At 67.5% G+C, this 17,969-nt stretch carries 15 protein-coding genes; 13 read left to right on the plus strand and 2 right to left on the minus strand.

Annotated features, from left to right (window positions below):
- Positions 1-81 precede the first annotated feature (81 nt).
- Both frr and pyrH read right to left on the minus strand, forming a co-directional pair.
- Complete coding sequence (gene frr / locus N8I71_RS17100; protein WP_262879231.1) at positions 82-648, minus strand: ribosome recycling factor; 567 nt, start codon at positions 646-648, stop codon at positions 82-84.
- Between the two features lie 121 nt (positions 649-769).
- Positions 770-1,537 (minus strand): UMP kinase, encoded by a 768-nt coding sequence (gene pyrH / locus N8I71_RS17105; RefSeq protein WP_406676202.1) that lies wholly within the window; start codon positions 1,535-1,537, stop codon positions 770-772.
- Positions 1,538-1,704: 167 nt separating this feature from the next.
- On the opposite strand from pyrH, the gene miaA reads away from it, so the two are divergent.
- From miaA to N8I71_RS17170, 13 genes are all read left to right on the plus strand, one after another.
- Positions 1,705-2,547, plus strand: a complete 843-nt coding sequence (miaA, locus tag N8I71_RS17110; RefSeq protein WP_262879232.1) for a tRNA (adenosine(37)-N6)-dimethylallyltransferase MiaA — start codon at positions 1,705-1,707, stop codon at positions 2,545-2,547.
- An 80-nt stretch (positions 2,548-2,627) separates the two neighbouring features.
- Positions 2,628-3,434: a helix-turn-helix transcriptional regulator gene (locus tag N8I71_RS17115; RefSeq protein WP_262879233.1), complete on the plus strand. Its 807-nt coding sequence runs from the start codon at positions 2,628-2,630 to the stop codon at positions 3,432-3,434.
- Between the two features lie 280 nt (positions 3,435-3,714).
- Complete coding sequence (locus N8I71_RS17120) at positions 3,715-5,358, plus strand: ABC transporter substrate-binding protein (RefSeq protein WP_262879234.1); 1,644 nt, start codon at positions 3,715-3,717, stop codon at positions 5,356-5,358.
- Between the two features lie 140 nt (positions 5,359-5,498).
- On the plus strand, positions 5,499-6,590 hold the full coding sequence (locus N8I71_RS17125; RefSeq protein WP_262879235.1) for an ABC transporter permease: 1,092 nt from the start codon (positions 5,499-5,501) through the stop codon (positions 6,588-6,590).
- A gap of 18 nt (positions 6,591-6,608) precedes the next feature.
- Positions 6,609-8,033 (plus strand): ABC transporter permease, encoded by a 1,425-nt coding sequence (locus tag N8I71_RS17130; RefSeq protein WP_262879236.1) that lies wholly within the window; start codon positions 6,609-6,611, stop codon positions 8,031-8,033.
- Positions 8,033-8,509 carry a hypothetical protein gene (locus N8I71_RS17135; RefSeq protein ID WP_262879237.1) on the plus strand — a complete coding sequence of 159 codons (477 nt, stop codon included), beginning with the start codon at positions 8,033-8,035 and terminating at the stop codon, positions 8,507-8,509. The genes N8I71_RS17130 and N8I71_RS17135 overlap by 1 nt, the downstream gene beginning before the upstream one ends.
- Positions 8,510-8,548: 39 nt before the next feature.
- Positions 8,549-10,663, plus strand: a complete 2,115-nt coding sequence (locus N8I71_RS17140; RefSeq protein WP_262879238.1) for a dipeptide ABC transporter ATP-binding protein — start codon at positions 8,549-8,551, stop codon at positions 10,661-10,663.
- 66 nt (positions 10,664-10,729) lie between these two features.
- Complete coding sequence (hypF, locus tag N8I71_RS17145; protein ID WP_262879239.1) at positions 10,730-13,003, plus strand: carbamoyltransferase HypF; 2,274 nt, start codon at positions 10,730-10,732, stop codon at positions 13,001-13,003.
- A 234-nt stretch (positions 13,004-13,237) separates the two neighbouring features.
- Positions 13,238-14,329: a hydrogenase small subunit gene (locus N8I71_RS17150; RefSeq protein ID WP_262879240.1), complete on the plus strand. Its 1,092-nt coding sequence runs from the start codon at positions 13,238-13,240 to the stop codon at positions 14,327-14,329.
- Positions 14,330-14,332: 3 nt separating this feature from the next.
- Positions 14,333-16,126, plus strand: a complete 1,794-nt coding sequence (locus tag N8I71_RS17155; protein ID WP_262879241.1) for a nickel-dependent hydrogenase large subunit — start codon at positions 14,333-14,335, stop codon at positions 16,124-16,126.
- A gap of 15 nt (positions 16,127-16,141) precedes the next feature.
- Positions 16,142-16,348, plus strand: a complete 207-nt coding sequence (locus N8I71_RS17160; RefSeq protein ID WP_262879242.1) for a hypothetical protein — start codon at positions 16,142-16,144, stop codon at positions 16,346-16,348.
- Positions 16,345-17,151, plus strand: coding sequence for a Ni/Fe-hydrogenase, b-type cytochrome subunit (gene cybH, locus N8I71_RS17165; RefSeq protein ID WP_262879243.1), 807 nt, complete (start codon positions 16,345-16,347; stop codon positions 17,149-17,151). The genes N8I71_RS17160 and cybH overlap by 4 nt, the downstream gene beginning before the upstream one ends.
- Positions 17,152-17,524: 373 nt before the next feature.
- Positions 17,525-17,969, plus strand: a 445-nt coding sequence (locus N8I71_RS17170) for a HyaD/HybD family hydrogenase maturation endopeptidase (RefSeq protein WP_262879244.1), incomplete at its 3' end; no start/stop codon positions are given.

Raw genomic sequence — 17,969 nt, forward strand, 5'->3', positions numbered from 1 at the left:
CGAAAAGCGATGCGGTCCGGGTTTGACGCGGGACGCGGTGCCCCCATCCGCCCCCGCAAGCCGGGTTGTCCCACCCGGGGTTCAGACCTGCATGATCTCCGCCTGTTTCACTTCCAGCGCGTGGTCGACCTTGGCGATATGCGCGTCGGTCATTTCCTGAACCTCGGCCTCCCAGAGTTTCTGGTCGTCCTCGGACATCCCCTGCGCCTTCGCCTTCTTGATCTGGTCCATGCCGTCGCGGCGGACGTTGCGGATCGCGACGCGCGCGTGTTCCGCATATTGCGCGGCGACCTTCGTCAGCTCGCGGCGCCGTTCCTCGTTCAGTTCGGGGATCGGCAGCATGATGATGGTGCCGTTGAGCTGCGGGTTGATGCCGAGCCCGCTTTCGCGGATCGCCTTCTCGACCTTGCCGACAAGCGACTTGTCCCAGACGTTGATGGTGACCATGCGCGGCTCGGGCACGTTTACGGTGCCGACCTGATTGATCGGCGTGGGCGAGCCGTAGGCGTCCACCATCACCGGATCGAGCATCTGCGCCGAGGCGCGGCCCGTGCGGAGCGATGCAAATTCGGTGCGCAGGGCGCCCAGCGCCCCGTCCATCCGCCGACCGAGGTCGTCCAGGTCGATATCCAGCTCGTCTTCCGCCATCGCAGCGCCCGCTCCTGTCCTCTTTGCGCAGGTGATACCCCGGTCAACGTTAAGATTCCAGAACCGGATTTCCCGCATTGCGCAGCCGAAGGGGTAGCGCCGGGCGCAGCTTTCCGCAAGGTCACTGGACCTTGGTATAGGTCCCCTCGCCCGCGAGTATGCCCCGGAAGCCACCCGGCTCGTCCAGAGAGAAGACGATGATCGGCACGTCGTTCTCGCGGGCGAGCGCGATGGCGCTGGCGTCCATCACGCCAAGATGGCGGGCGAGCACCTCGTCGTAGCTGACCGTCTCGTACCGCTTGGCATCGTCGTGCTTGCGCGGGTCCTTGTCGTAGACGCCGTCGACCTTCGTGCCCTTGAAGATCGCCTCGCACTTCATCTCGTTGGCGCGCAGCGTCGCGGCGGTGTCGGTCGTGAAGTAGGGGTTGCCGGTGCCGGCCGCGAAGATCACGACGCGGCCCTTCTCCAGGTGGCGCACGGCGCGGCGGCGGATGTAGGGCTCGCAGACCTGGTCCATGGGGATCGCGCTGATCACGCGGGTATAGACCCCCATCGATTCGAGCGCGGACTGCATGGCGAGCGCGTTCATCACGGTCGCGAGCATGCCCATGTAGTCGGCCGTCGTGCGCTCCATCCCCTGGGCGCTGCCCTGCAGGCCACGAAAGATGTTGCCGCCGCCGATGACCATGCAGATCTCGACGCCGAGGTCGCGCACCGACTTCACCTCGCGGGCGATCCGCTCGACCGTCGGCGGGTGCAGGCCGTAGCCCTGGTCGCCCATGAGCGCCTCGCCCGAGATCTTCAGCATGACGCGCCTGTAGGTGGGCTTGACCGAAGCGGATGCGGCGGGCGCTGCGGCCTTGGCCACGTTGGGGTCGGTGTCGGGCATGGGGCAGCGGGTCCTCTGGCTGGCGGGCGGCGGCGGTTCGGGCTGTTGCGGTGGCCGCACCATGGTCTAAAACCGTGGCCTGTTCAACGCCTGCGCCGCCGCAGCCCGAAACAACTCGAAGAACGGAACTCAGAATTCTGATTTCATTGAACAAAGTTCCATCCGATATGCCAGTTCTGATCGCCGGCCCGACGGCCTCCGGCAAATCGGCGCTGGCACTGTCGATCGCGGCGGACCGGGGCGGCGTCATCGTGAACGCAGACGCCTTGCAGGTCTATGACGGCTGGCGCGTGCTGACCGCACGGCCGACGCCGGCGGAAGAGGCCAGCGCCCCCCACCGGCTCTATGGGCACGTGCCCTTCGAGGCGGACTATTCCGTGGGCGACTGGCTCAGGGCCGTGGCCCCGCTTATGGAGGGTCCGGACCGGCCGATCATCGTCGGCGGCACGGGCCTCTATTTCCGGGCGCTGACCGAGGGGCTGGCCGAAATCCCGCCGATCCCGCCCGCGATCCGCGCCGAAGCCGAGGCGCGCGATCCCGACCGCCTCCTGGCGGAGGTCGTCGCCGGCGACCCGGTCCTCGCCGCCCGAATCGACACGCAGAACATGGCTCGCGTGCGCCGCGCCTGGGAGGTGCTGCATGGCACGGGGCGCCCGCTCTCGGCCTGGCAGGACGATACCGCTCCGCCGCTTCTTCCGCTCGGGCGGTGCCACCCGATCGTCCTCGACGCCGACCGCGACTGGCTGAACGCGCGGATCGCGGCGCGCTTCGACCGGATGCTCGAGGACGGCGCGCTGGAGGAGGCCCGCGCGAACCTGCATCGCTGGGACCGGGCGGGCGGCGCGCGCAAGGCCATCGGCGCGCCCGAACTCATCGCCCACCTGCGCGGCGAGATGACGCTCGACGCGGCGCGCGAGGCCGCGATCACCGCCTCGCGCCAGTATGCCAAGCGCCAGCGCACCTGGTTCCGGGCCCGCATGGGCGGCTGGAACGCCCTCGCCCTGCCCTGATCCCCGGCGGAAACCCTCCGCCCGCGCGACCGCACGACCTTCGCGCTTGCCAATTCCGCGTGCGCCGATAGCTTCGTGCCATGTTCGAAACCTCGCGCCGCCCGCTGGCCCATTCCGTCACCTCGCTGGGGAAACTCCGGATGCAGGGCGCGTGGAAGTTCGAGCTTCTGCATTCCTCGCCGCGCCACAGGCTTTACTGGATCACGCGCGGCCAGGGGCGGATCAGCGTGAAGTGCATCACCCGTGGCTACGGCCCGAACACCGCCGTCTTCGTGCCCGCGCGCTCCACGATGGCGCTGGAACTCTCGTCGCAGACCCAGGGCCTCGAGCTGTGCCTGCCGCCGGACGACACGCTCGGCCTGCCGGATCAGCCGTTCCACCTGAGGGTCTCCAACCTAGAGGCGCAGACCAGTCTCACGAGCCACCTGGAGAAGATCGAGCGCGAACTGGCGGCGCGGGCCCCCGCGATGGAGCGCGCGCTGACCGCCTACTCGCTGCTGGTTTCGGCCTGGATGACGCGCGAGCTTGCCCGCCAGGAGGGCGCGATCCTGCGCGAACGGAGCCACCGCCTCGTCGAGCTTTTCGCCGAACGGATGGAGTCGCAGTTCCGCACCGGCAAGGGCGTGGCCGACTACGCCGCGCAACTGCAGGTGACGCCGACGCATCTCAGCCGGGTCTGTCGGGAGGCCGCCGGGCGCCCGGCGCATGCGCTTCTGACCGAGCGCATCATGTACGAGGCGCGGCGACTGCTGCTCGAAACCGACATGCCCGCACGCGAGATCGCCGAGCATCTGGGCTTTTCCTCGGCGGCCTATTTCACACGGGCCTTCGCCCATGCCACGGGCCGCACGCCGTCCGATTTCCGGACGCCGGCCCGACGCGCCTGAGCGCCCGCAGCGCACCGACGCGGAACCGGACGCCCGGAAATCAGGTTGCACATCCGGCCCATGTCGTTTTTGTTTAAGGCATATGTCGCAAACGGACACATGAGTCCTACGCCTTATCGGTGACGTTTGGGTCTGTGCCACGCGCTAATGGATACGCCCGGACAGGGCGCCTTCGGCGGCCAACGCGGACCACCCGTATTTCATCGCCCCGAATCCGGGGCGAGGTAGAAAATGCGACTGAAACGAAAAAGAAGACGAAGACTACAGGGAGATAATCTTCATGACACCATCAACCCCCAAGGGGCTCGAACGCCATCCCGCGGCAGAGATGTACGCGCGGGAATACAAGGCGGGCCAACTCAGCCGGCGCGAATTCATGACGCGTGCGACTGCGCTGGGGATCAGCGCAGCGGCGGCCTATTCGCTGATCGGACTTTCGCCCGCGCAGGCGGAAGCGCACATGCAGACACCGCCGATGGGCGGCAGCCTGCGCATCCAGATGGAGGTCCGCGCGCTCAAGGACCCGCGGACCTATGACTGGTCGCAGATGGCAAACGTCACCCGCGGCTTCCTCGAATACCTTGTGGAAAGCCGCGCCGACGGTTCGTTCCACGGCGTGCTTCTGGAAGGATGGGAAGCCAACGAGGACGCATCGGTCTACACGCTGAGGGTGCGCCCCGGCGTCAAGTGGAACAACGGCGACGACTTCACCGCCGCGGACGTGGCCGCCAACTTCATGGGCTGGTGCGACAGCACGGTGGAAGGCAACTCGATGGCGGCCCGCATGGGCGGCCTGGTCGACCCCGACACCGGCGTGGCCCGCGAGGGTGCGATCGAGATCGTGGACGACATGACCGTGCGCCTGAACTTCCCGGCCTCGGACATCACGCTGATCGCCGGCGTCGCCGATTACCCGGCCGCGGTGCAGCACCGCGACCTGATCGGGACCAACCCGCTGGATCACGGCGTGGGCACCGGCGCCTACCGCGTGACCGACTACGAGGTCGGCGTTCAGGCCCGCCTGGAAAGGAACCCCGATCACGAGTACTGGGGCAACGCCTACCTCGACGAGGTCAGCTTCATCGACCTCGGCCAGGATCCGGCCGCATGGTTCGCCGGCGCCGAGGCCGACGAGTTCGACATGACCTACGAGACCGTGGGCGAATTCGTCGACCTGTTCTCGGCCATCGGCTGGACCCAGTCGGAGGTCGTCACCGCGGCCACCGTCGTGATCCGTCCGAACCAGAACAACGCGCCCTACGACAACCCGATGGTACGCAAGGCGATCCAGCTTGCCGTCGACACTCAGGTCTGCCTCGACCTCGGCATCAACGGCCAGGGCATCACCGCCGAGCATCACCACGTCTGCCCCATCCACCCCGAATACGCGGAGCTTCCGCCCCTGACGGTGGACAAGGACGCGGCCTACGCGATGCTGCAGGAGTCGGGTCATGCCGACCACGTCTTCGAGATCGTCTCGATCGACGACGACTACCGCCGCAACACGACCGACGCCGTCGCAGCGCAGCTGCGCGACGCGGGCTTCAACGTGGAGCGCACGGTGATCCCCGGTTCGACCTTCTGGAACGACTGGACGACCTATCCGTTCAGCTCGACCAACTGGAACCACCGCGAGCTGGGCGTCATCATCCTCAACCTGGCCTATCGCACCGGCGTGGCGTGGAACGAGTTCGCCTATTCGAATCCCGAGTTCGACGCGCTGCTCGACCAGGCCAACGGCATCCTCGATGCCGATGCCCGGCGCGTGGTGATGGCCGACCTCGAGCGCATCCTCCAGGAGGACGCGGTGACGCTGCAGCCCTACTGGCGCTCGCTGTTCCGGCACCACAAGCCGGAGGTGATCAACGCGGACATGCACCCGAAATTCGAGGTGAACATCCACTATCTCGGCATCGCGGCCTGACGGCCGTTACCTCCGGGGCGGCCAACCGCGCCGCCCCGGAACGCCCGCCAGTCCCGGTGGGCACCCCATCCGACGAAAGGCCCGGACAAGAGGCCTGACAAAAACGGCCCGGGGGCGGGCCGGAACAGACAGGGATACACATGGGACTCTTCATTCTCCGCCGTGTCGGCGTGATGATCCTCACGGCGCTTTGCCTGACCTTCGTGGTGTTCTTTCTCACGAACCTCTACCCCAACCTCGAGAAACTCGCGAAAACCCAGGGCAACGCACGGATGACGGACGCCGAAGTCGCGTCCTGGATCGACCGGAACGGTTATGGCGGTCCCATGATCGTGCGCTACGGCGAATGGCTGGGCGTGGTGCCGGGCTGGACCCGGTTCGACGAACAGACCGAGCAGTGGCGCGGCCGCTGCTTCGAGCGCGGCGAGAACCCCGAGGACGCACCGCGCTTCTGCGGCATCCTGCAGGGCGACCTCGGCTTTTCCACCGTATCGGACGACGAGGTCTCCAACATCATCGGCGGGCGGCTCGCGCTGACCGGCGTCCTGATGTTCTGGGCCTTCGCCGTCATGGTTCCCGCGGCCCTGCTCGTCGGGGTCCTCGCGGGGATGCGGGAGGGCAGCCGGATGGACCGGAGCCTTTCGACCTTCGCCATCGCCTCGACCGCGACGCCGGAATACGTCTCGGGCGTCATCTTCATCGTGCTTCTCGCCTCCTCGACCGCGGGCCTGTCGCCCTGGCTGTCCGAGATGGGCTGGATCGAGGGACGGACGCTGTTCCTCGGCTCGGCGCGCTCGGCGATGGAGGACGGCATAAACATCTGGAACTTCACGCTGCCGGTCCTGACCATCGCGCTCTACGGGATGGGCTACATCGCGCGGATGACGCGGGCCTCGATGGCCGAGGTGATGACCGCGCAATACATCCGCACCGCGCGGCTGAAGGGCGTGAGCTTCCGCAACATCGTGCTGAAACACGCGCTGAGAAACGCGCTCATCGCACCCTTCACCGTCATCATGCTGCAGTTCCCGTGGCTTCTGACGGGGGTGGTGATCGTCGAGACGCTCTTCAACTACAACGGCTTCGGATGGACGCTGGTGCAGGCGGCCTCGAACAACGACATCGAACTCCTTCTCGCCTGCTCGATCGTCGCGGTCTTCGTGGTGCTCGTGACGCAGCTGATCTCGGATATCGGCTACGTCTTCCTCAACCCGCGCATCCGCATTTCCTGAGCCCCGGAGGTCTCGTCAATGGAACCCATCACCTGGACCGGCAGCTTCGGGGCCTTCCTGAACCCGCTGATGCTCGCGGCCGTCGTCGTGTTCTTCGCCGGCGTCGTGGCCAACTTCGCCATGAACCTCGTCGGCCTTCGCGCCGGCGAGGTGCAGATCAACCCCGACCACACGCTGACGATCAACCGCACGCCGGTCGACTACGCGCTGATGGCGATGAAATACTCCGTGCTGCTGTTCCTGGCCTGCTGGGCGCTTTTCGTCATCGGCGGCCTGACCCTTCCCGAGTACGAGCAGAAGGGCATCATCGGCGCCATGGGCCAGCGCTTCCTTCCGGTCTGGATCGCGCTGATCGTCATGTTCGCGCTCTCGATCCGCTTCAAGCGCAAGCTCGGCCTTTACGGCAAGCTCTTCGACAGCCCGATCGGCATGGTGGGCTTCGGCCTCGTGATGTTCTGGATGTTCTCGGCGATCTTCGCCGACCTGATTATCACCCACGGCCCCATCGACGTGATCAGCCAGATGCGCAACGAAGTACCGGGAAGCTTCCTGCCGAGCCCGGACGAGGGCGACTTTCCGCTCTACATCCTGGGCGGCGACAACCTCGGCCGCGACGTGTTCAGCCGGATGGTCATGGGGGCCCGCGAGGTGCTGAAGATCGCGCCGGCGGCGACGCTCTTCGCCTTCATGGTGGGGATCACGCTGGGCCTTCCGGCGGGATATTTCGGCGGGCGGCTCGACACGCTCCTGACCTTCATCGCGAACCTCGTCCTCGCCTTCCCGGTGATCCTCCTGTTCTACCTGCTGGTCACGCCAGAAATCGTGGCGGCGGGCATTCCCACGGCGATGGCGGCGGTCCTGTTCCTCTTTCCGATCATCTTCTTCGTGGTCCTGTGGAACTCGCGCTATCACATGCAGCCGCAGAAGCGCCTTCTCTACATCTCGATTTCCCTGGTGATCGGCTTCTGGCTCTATTCCGGCCTCGCGTTCAACGCCGATCCGCTTGGCATCATCTCGATGCCCGGGAACATCCTGATCGTCTTCGTCTCGGTGGTGTTCGTGAACTCGCCCACGGTGTTCCGGATCGTCCGGGGGATCGTGCTCGACATCAAGACGCGGGACTACGTGGCGGCGGGCCAGACCCGGGGCGAGGGCCCCTGGTACATCATGCTGTGGGAGATCCTGCCGAACGCGCGCGGGCCCCTGATCGTCGATTTCTGCCTGAGGATCGGCTACACGACGATCCTTCTGGGAACCCTGGGCTTCTTCGGCCTCGGCGTCAGCCCCGAGAGCCCGGACTGGGGCTCGACGATCAACGAGGGCCGCAGGCTTCTCACGATCTACCCGCACCCGGCCCTGCCGCCCGCGCTGGCGCTGATGAGCCTGGTGCTCGGCCTCAACCTCCTGGCCGACGGCCTGCGCGAAGAGAGCCTGAAGGACTGATGCCGGGACTTCGGACGGATAGGCGCACGGGGCGGAACCTTCGCAAGAAGGTCTTGCCCCATGCCGCCGCCGCCCTTCTCGCGGTGGTGCCGACGACGCTTGCCGCGTCCCAGCCGATCTGGCAGCCCGCGCTCTACTGCGCGGCCCTCGACGCTACCCGCGCGGGGCTCGGGGTGAACCACGCCGGGGACGCCGACCTTTCCTCGCGCGTCTACCTGCGGATCGCCGCCGAGGCGCTGCACTGCCCGCCCCCGGCCCAGCTCGACGCCATGCTCAGCACGGCGCGGATCGGCGTGGGCCACCGTCTCGAGCTCGCGGCGCAGTACGGTCTGGACGCCGGCGCCATGGCCCTCGCGCTCGCCTCCGAGAGCGAACTTGTCTGCGCGCTGCACTTCGACCCCGCACTTCTCGAGACGGCCCGCCTGGCCGAAGCCGCCTCACCGCCCGCGCCGCCGTGCGGCGGACACACCGACTAAGGGACCGCGGCCCGGACCCGGGCCAATGGGAGACAGGACATGCTCGATCAAGCCCCAGAAACGAACGCCGTCGTCCCCGAACGCTACGATGGCCCGATCCTCGAAATCGAGAACCTCTCGATCTCCTTCTTCACGCGCCTGCGCGAGATCCCCGCCGTCATGGACTTCTCCACCAAGGTGATGCCGGGCGAAGCGATGGGCCTCGTGGGCGAGTCGGGCTGCGGCAAGTCCACCGTGGCGCTCGGCGTGATGCAGGACCTCGGCGTGAACGGGCGGATCGTCGGCGGGTCGATCAAGTTCAAGGGCCGCAACCTCAACGACATGTCCGCCGAGGAGCTGCGGAAAATCCGCGGCCGCGAGATCGCGATGATCTACCAGGAGCCGATGGCCTCGCTGAACCCCGCGATGAAGATCGGCCGCCAGTTGATGGAAGTGCCGATGATCCACGAGGGCATCGGCGAGAAGGAAGCCTGGCAGCGCGCGCTCGAGGTCGTCAGCGACGTGCGCCTGCCCGACCCCGAGCGCATGCTGAGGAGCTATCCCCACCAGCTTTCGGGCGGCCAGCAGCAGCGCATCGTCATCGCGATGGCGCTGATGGCGAACCCCTCGCTTCTGATCCTGGACGAGCCGACGACCGCGCTCGACGTGACGGTCGAGGCCGCCGTGGTCGACCTCGTGAAGGACCTCGGCCGCAAGTACGGCACCTCGATGCTGTTCATCTCGCACAACCTCGGCCTCGTGCTGGAAACCTGCGACCGGCTTTGCGTGATGTATTCGGGCGAGGCGGTCGAGACGGGCTCGATCGAGGATGTCTTCGACAAGATGCAGCACCCCTACACCCAGGCGCTGTTCCGCTCGATCCCGCTGCCGGGCGCCGACAAGAACGCGCGGCCCCTGAAGGCCATCCCGGGCAACTTCCCGCTGCCGCACGAGCGTCCCTCGGGCTGCAACTTCGGCCCACGCTGCGACTATTTCGAGGCCGGCCGCTGCGACGCGCAGGACATCCCGATGTCGCGCGTCCCCGGCAACGACCGGCACGAGACACGGTGCCTCCGCTTCGAGGAGATCGACTGGAACGCGGCGGTGGAGGCCAGCCAGAGCACCGAGCGCACCGAAAAGGGCGACGTGGTTCTGCGCGTCGAAAACCTCAAGAAGTACTACGAGGTCTCGGCCAACAAGATGTTCGGCGGCGGCGAGACCCGCGTCGTGAAGGCCAACGAGACCATCAGTTTCGAGGCCCGCGAAAGCGAGACGCTCGCCATCGTGGGCGAATCCGGTTGCGGCAAGTCCACGCTGGCCAAGGTGCTGATGGGGCTGGAGACGGCCACGGACGGCCACGTCTTCCTCGACAACCTGGGGATCGAGAACACGCCCATCGAGAACCGCGATACCGGCACCGTGTCGTCGATCCAGATGGTGTTCCAGAACCCCTTCGACACGCTCAATCCCTCGATGACGGTGGGCCGCCAGATCATCCGGGCGCTGGAAGTCTTCGGCATCGGCGAGAACGACGATGATCGGCGGAAGCGGATGCTGGAACTGCTCGACCTCGTGAAACTGCCCCGCGCCTTCGCCGAGCGCATGCCGCGCCAGCTCTCGGGCGGGCAGAAGCAGCGCGTTGGCATTGCGCGCGCCTTTGCGGGCGGCGCGCGGATCGTCGTGGCCGACGAGCCCGTGTCCGCGCTCGACGTCTCCGTGCAGGCGGCGGTCACCGACCTCCTGATGGAGATCCAGCGCAACGAGAAGACCACGCTTCTGTTCATCAGCCACGATCTTTCCATCGTGCGCTATCTCTCGGACCGGGTGATGGTCATGTATCTCGGCCACGTCGTCGAGATCGGCGAGACGAACCAGGTCTTCTCGCCGCCCTACCATCCCTATACCGAGGCGCTCCTGTCGGCCGTTCCCATCGCCGACACCTCGGTGAAGAAGCAGCACATCGTGCTGGAGGGCGACATCCCCTCGGCGATGAACCCGCCGCCTGGCTGCCCGTTCCAGACGCGGTGCCGCTGGAAAAAGGACGTTCCGGGCAACCTCTGCGAAACGGAGATCCCGCCGATGCGGACGCTGGCCGAGGGGCACCAGATCAAGTGCCACCTCGCCGCGGACATCCTCGACCGGATGGAGCCCGTCATCACCATGGACGCCGACTAGGGCCGGGCGATCACCCCCTTCCCGGCGCATCGTGCCGAGGCTAGCGTTGCGGGCGGAGACAGGCCCATGACGCACGCCCCGCCCTTGCCGGACCTTGCTATCCGCATCCGCGGACAGGTGCAGGGCGTGGGCTTTCGCCCCTTCGTCTGGCAGCTGGCGCAGGCGCACGGGGTCACGGGCTCGGTGCTCAACGACCCCGAGGGCGTCCTGATCCACGCGCGCGGTGCCACAGCGGCGTTTCTGGACGACCTCCGGGCAAAAGCCCCGCCGCTCGCCCGCGTCGATGGCGTGGAAACCGCGCCTTTCGCCTTTCCCGTGCCGCCGCAAGGCTTCCTGATCGCCGCCTCGACGGGGGTCGGGGCACGCACGCGCGTCACGCCCGACGCCGCCGCCTGCCCCGACTGCCTTGCCGAGATCCGCGATCCCGCCGACCGCCGATATGGCTATCCCTTCGCCAACTGCACCCATTGCGGGCCGCGCCTGTCGATCCTCGACCGGCTGCCCTACGACCGCGCGCAGACTTCGATGGCGGCGTTCGAGATGTGCCCCGCCTGCCGTGCGGAATACGAGGATCCGGGTGACCGAAGGTTTCACGCGCAGCCCGTGGCCTGCCCCGCCTGCGGTCCGCGCGCCTGGGTGGAAGCGGGGGGCGTGGCGCTCGACACCGACCCGCTGGCGGAGGCCGCGCGGCGACTTGCCGATGGCCAGATCCTAGCCATCAAGGGGATCGGGGGCTTCCACCTCGCCTGCGACGCGACGAACGCCGGGGCGATCGGCCGGCTCAGGGAGCGCAAGAGGCGCCCGGCGAAACCCCTGGCCCTCATGGCGCCGCTGCATATCCTGCGCCGTCACGCGGCGCCGGACGAAGCCGAGCTTGCCCGCCTGACCGACGCGGCCGCGCCGATCGTTCTTCTCCCGAGATCCGGCGCGCGGCTTCCCGATGGCCTGGCTCCCGGCCAGCCGACGCTGGGCTGGATGCTGCCCTACACGCCGCTGCACCACCTGATCTTCGACCGCCTCGATGTCCCGCTCGTCATGACCTCCGGCAACCTCTCGGGCGAGCCGCAGGTGATCGGCAACGACGAGGCGCGCGCAAAGCTCCTGCGTTTCGCCGATGCGCTCGTGCTCCACGACCGCGACATCCGCCGCCGCCTCGACGACAGCGTCGAGCGCGTGACGCCCCATGGCCCGATGGTCCTGCGCCGGGGGCGCGGGCGGGTGCCGGGCACCCTCCCCCTGCCCCCCGGGTTCGAGGCGGCGCCGGATACCCTTGCCACGGGCGGCGACCTGAAGGGCGCGATCTGCCTGGCGAAGACGGGTCAGGCGCTTCTGTCGCATCACCTCGGAGATCTCGACGACGCGCTGAGTTTCGCCGAGGCGCGCAAGGCCGTGGCCGACTACCGCGACCTTTTCGATCATGCGCCCACCCTGATCGCGGCGGACCTGCACAAGGGATACCGCGCCACCGGGCTCGCGCGCGGTGTCGCGGAGGAATTGGACCTGCCCCTCGTGGCGGTGCAGCACCACCACGCACACCTCGCCGCCTGCCTCGGCGAACACCTCTGGCCGCGTGACGGGGGACCGGTGGCGGGGATCATCCTGGACGGGCTCGGCCTTGGGGCGGACGGCACGATCTGGGGCGGCGAAGTGCTGATCGGCGACTATGAACGGGTCAGCCGGCGCGCATGGCTGAAGCCGGTGCCCCTGATCGGCGGCGACGCGGCGGGCCGGATGCCGTGGCGGAACCTGCTTGCGCGGCTCGACGACGCGGGGCGCGCGGACGAGGCGGAGGCGCGGCTCGCCGGCAAGCCGCTTGCCACGCTCCGCAAAGCCGCGGCACTGGGCACCAACGCGCCGCTCTCCTCCTCCGCCGGGCGGCTCTTCGACGCCTATGCCGCCTTCCTCGGGATCGCGCCGGAGGTCCTGAGCTTCGAGGGCGAGGCAGCGATGGCGCTCGAGGCGCTGGCGCTGACGGGGAGCACGCGGCATCCCGTCGCCCTGCCCGTCGATGACGGCGTCATCGACCCGGCACCGCTCTTCGATCCCGAAACCCTGCAGTCCGCCGATCCGGCCTGCCTGGCGCATGGGTTCCATGCCGCCCTCGCCCGGGCCTTCGCGGACGTCGCACGCCGCGCGGTGGGGTCGGGCGACGCACGTGCCGTGGTCCTTTCCGGGGGCTGTTTCCAGAACGCGCTTCTGCTCGACCTGACGATCGCGGCGCTCGCCGGAATCCCCGTCCTGCACCACCGCGAGACGCCTGCGAACGACGGCGGCCTCGCGCTCGGGCAGGCGCTGGTGGCGATGGCACAGGCCGAGGCACGGGCGATGGCGGGGCGGTAACCGGCTTTCCAACTTGGTTGAAATCCGGTCGCGCCCTCACCGGACGCGCAATTTGATCCAGATCAAATTGACAAATAAACGACTGAAATCGTTATGCTAAATTGTCGCACTTTGGGCGCGACCCTGCCCCTAGGACACGCAGGGGTTGTGCGTCACTCCTTTTCCATCACGCAAGCCGCGCGCCAGCGAGACAGGGACCTCCGGTGCGCCTTCATTGGCAGGGAGGGCCGATCTTTGCCCCAGCTCGAGACCTTCTACGACGTCATGCGCCGCCAGGGGATCACCCGGCGGAGCTTCATGAAGTACTGCACGCTGACCGCCTCCGCGCTCGGGCTCGGCCCCGCCTTCGTGCCACAGATCGCCCATGCGATGGAGACACGCCCCCGGACGCCGGTGATCTGGCTCCACGGTCTCGAATGCACCTGCTGCTCGGAAAGCTTCATCCGCTCGGCCCATCCGCTGGTGAAGGACGTGGTCCTGTCGATGATCTCGCTCGACTACGACGACACGCTCATGGCCGCGGCCGGTCACCAGGCCGAGCAGGCGATGGAGGACGTGATCCGCGAGTATCACGGCAACTACATCCTCGCCGTCGAGGGCAATCCGCCGCTGAACGAGGACGGGATGTTCTGCATCACGGGCGGCCGGCCCTTCGTCGAGAAGCTGCGCCATGCCGCCGAGGGTGCGCAGGCGATCATAAGCTGGGGCGCGTGCGCCTCCTACGGCTGCGTGCAGGCGGCGCACCCGAACCCGACGCGGGCGACGCCCGTGCACGAGGTCATCACCGACAAGCCGATCATCCGCGTGCCCGGATGCCCGCCCATCGCCGAGGTCATGACCGGCGTCATCACCTACATGCTGACGTTTCAGCGCCTGCCCGAGCTCGACCGCCAGGGCCGGCCGGCGATGTTCTACGGCCAGCGCATCCACGACAAGTGCTACCGCCGCGCCCATTTCGACGCGGGCCAGTTCGTCGAGGCCTGGGACGACGAGAACGCGCGCCGCGGCTACTGCCTCTACAAGATGGGCTGCCGGGGGCCGACCACCTACAACGCCTGCTCGACCATCGGCTGGAACGAGGGCGTGTCCTTCCCCATCCAGTCCGGCCACGGCTGCATCGGTTGCTCCGAGGACGGGTTCTGGGACCAGGGCAGCTTCTACGAGCGCGTGACCGACCTCACCCAGTTCGGCGTCGAGGCCAATGCCGGCGAGGTCGGCATGGCGGCGGCGGGGCTCGTCGGCGGGGGCGTCGCGCTCCATGCCGCGGTCAGCGCCCTCAAATCGGCACAGGTCAAGCGGCAGGAAGCCGCCAGCGAGGAGGCGTAACCCATGGTCGTCCAAACCCCCAACGGCTTCTCGCTCGACACCGCGGGCCAGCGCATCGTCGTCGATCCGGTCACGCGGATCGAAGGGCACATGCGCTGCGAGGTGAACGTCGACGAGGACAACGTCATCCGCAACGCGGTCTCCACCGGGACCATGTGGCGCGGGCTGGAAGTGATCCTGCGCGGCCGCGACCCGCGCGACGCCTGGGCCTTCACCGAACGGATCTGCGGCGTGTGCACGGGCACCCATGCCCTGACGAGCGTGCGGGCGGTCGAGGACGCGCTGGGGATCACCATCCCCGACAACGCCAACTCGATCCGCAACATCATGCAGCTGAACCTGCAGGTGCATGACCATATTGTGCACTTCTACCACCTGCACGCGCTCGACTGGGTGAACCCGGTCAACGCGCTCCGCGCCGATCCGCGGGCGACCTCCGAGTTGCAGCAGGCGGTGGGTCCGAACCATCCCATGTCCTCGCCCGGCTACTTCCGGGACGTGCAGAACCGGCTCCGCTCCTTCGTGGAGTCCGGTCAGCTGGGCCTGTTCCGCAACGGATACTGGGACAACCCGGCCTATCTCCTGCCGCCCGAGGCGGACCTGATGGCGGTGACCCACTACCTCGAGGCGCTGGACCTGCAGAAGGAGATCGTGAAGGTCCACACGATCTTCGGCGGCAAGAACCCGCACCCCAACTGGCTGGTGGGCGGCGTGCCCTGCCCGATCAACGTCCATTCCACGGGCGCGGTCGGCGCGATCAACATGGAGCGCCTGAACCAGGTCTCCACGATCCTGAACCTCTGCGACGAGTTCGTGCGCAACGTCTACATCCCCGATGTCGTCGCCATCGGCGGCTTCTACCGCAACTGGCTGCATGGCGGGGGGCTCTCGTCCCAGGCGGTGCTGAGCTACGGGGACATCCCGGAGCACGCCAACAACTTCGACGCCGAGCAGCTTCACCTGCCGCGCGGCGCGATCATCAACGGGGACCTGTCCACCGTCCACGAGGTCGACATCCGCGACCCCGAGCAGGTGCAGGAATTCGTCGATCATTCCTGGTACGACTACGGCGAACCGGGCGTGGGCAAGCATCCCTGGGACGGCGTCACGCAGGCGCGCTTCGAGCTTGGCCCCAACACGGTCGGCGAGCGGACGCATATCCGCGAGATCGACGAGGCGGCGAAGTACTCGTGGATCAAGGCGCCGCGCTGGCGCGGCCACGCGATGGAGGTGGGCCCATTGGCCCGCTACATCGTCGGCTACGCAAGCGGGCACGAGCAGATCACCGACCAGGTCACGGGCCTTCTGCGCACGATGGACCTGCCGGTGGAGGCGCTGTTCTCGACGCTCGGCCGCACGGCGGCCCGCGCGCTCGAGGCACAGTACTGTGCCGACCTGCAGCGGCACTTCTTCGACAAGCTCATCGCCAACATCCGCAACGGCGACGAGTCGACCGCCAACATCGAGCGCTGGGAGCCCGAGACCTGGCCCACCTCCACCCGCGGGGTCGGCTTCACCGAGGCGCCGCGCGGCGCGCTCGGCCACTGGGTCACGATCGAGAGCGGCCGGATCGAGAACTACCAGTGCGTGGTTCCCACGACCTGGAACGGCAGCCCCCGCGACAGCGCCGGCAATATCGGGGCCTTCGAGGCGAGCCTTCTGGGCACGCCGATGGAACGCCCCGAGGAACCGGTCGAGATCCTGCGCACGCTGCACAGCTTCGACCCCTGCCTTGCCTGTTCCACCCATGTGATGTCGCCCGACGGCCATGAACTGACGACCGTCAAGGTCCGCTGAGAAGGAGTGCCACCGATGAAACACCTGTCCCTTGCCGCGCTCCTCACGGGCCTCGCCACACCGCTCATGGCCCATCCGGGCCATGACGCGGCGGCTGCGACCCACTGGATCGCGGACCTGCCGCACCTCGCCGTCACGCTCGGCCTCGCCGGCCTCTGTGTCGTGGCGCTCGGCGGCTTGCTCACGCGTCGCCGCGCCCGGGCCCGGAGGAAGGAGGAATGAAGGACACCACCGCCGACGACGAGCCGATCCGCTCGACCTCGATCCACCAGGCGCGGCCGGACCTCGACATCCTGCCGGCCTCGCGGCTGACGGGCGACGCCACGGCCGAGGATCTGGAGAGCATCCGCAGGCGCACCTCGGTCTATGTCTACGAGGCGCCCGTCCGGCTCTGGCACTGGATCAACGCCGCCGCGATCACGGTCCTTTGCATCACCGGCTACCTGATCGCCAATCCCCCGCCGACCATGATGATCGGCGAGGCGACGCAGCAGTTCACCTTCGGCTACATCCGCTTCGCCCATTTCGCCGCCGCCTTCGTGATGACGATCGGCTTTCTGGGGCGGATCTACTGGGCCTTCGTGGGCAACCACCATGCAAAGCAGCTTTTCATCCTGCCGGTCTGGAATGCGCGCTGGTGGAAGGAAGTGATGTTCGAGCTGCGCTGGTATCTCTTCCTCGAGAAGGAGCCGAAGAAATACATCGGCCACAACCCGCTGGCGCAGATCGCGATGTTCTTCTTCATGACGATGGGGATCACCTTCATGATCGTCACCGGCTTCGCGCTCTACTCCGAGGGGCTGGGGCATGGCTCCTGGGCGGACCGCATGTTCGGCTGGGTCATCCCGCTTGTCGGCAACAGCCAGGCGCTTCACCAGGTCCACCAGCTCGGCATGTGGGCGATCGTGGTCTTCATGATCATCCACGTCTACGCCGCCATCCGCGAGGACATCATGTCCCGTCAGTCCATGGTTTCGACCATGATCTCGGGGCACCGGACGTTCAAGGACGACCGGCCGGACTGAAGCCGGCCGCGGCAAGGACGACCGGCCGGACTGAAGCCGGCCGCGGCAAGGATGATCGGCCGGATGAAGCCGGCCGCGGCAAAGGCAGGACGACATGCGATCGTCCGCCGGACACGAGGGGCAGGCGCCCGGGCGACGCAGACCGCCCGGGCGCCATTTTCTCTACACCAAGGCCCAAGTCCACCCGGCAGCGCAAAACCACGCGATGGCAGGGCAACTCTCCACCAGTGCTTGATCCAGATCAATTTCGCACAACTTAAGCGCGATTACTGATAAGCAACCGGCCAGTTGCGCGATGGATCGACCGGATCGCGGCCAGTCGGGCGGAAACGCGCCGGACGAGCGCGATGGACCCCGCGGCCGGGAGACGCGAATGCCTGATACAACCCTCATCCTCGGCATCGGTAACCTTCTGTGGGCCGATGAAGGCTTTGGCGTGCGCTGCGTCGAGCGCATGGCCGAGCGCTTCGCGTTCGGACCCGAGGTGCGGCTGCTCGATGGCGGCACACAAGGTCTCTACCTCCTCCCGTTCATGGAGGAGGCGCGGAACCTTCTGGTCTTCGATGCGGTCGATTACGGCCTGCCCCCCGGCATGATGAAGATCGTCGAGAACGACCAGGTGCCCGCCTTCATGGGCGCCAAGAAGATGAGCCTGCACCAGACCGGCTTCCAGGACGTGATCGCGACGGCGCAGCTCAAGGGATGCTGCCCGGAGCGGCTCTGCCTCATCGGGGTGCAGCCCGAGGAACTGGAGGATTACGGCGGCGGTCTTCGGGCCATCGTGGCCTCCCAGATCGACCCTGCCGTCGACCGCGCGG

The organism is Roseicyclus sediminis, from assembly GCF_025515305.1.
GTDB classification, from domain to species: domain Bacteria; phylum Pseudomonadota; class Alphaproteobacteria; order Rhodobacterales; family Rhodobacteraceae; genus Roseibacterium; species Roseibacterium sediminis.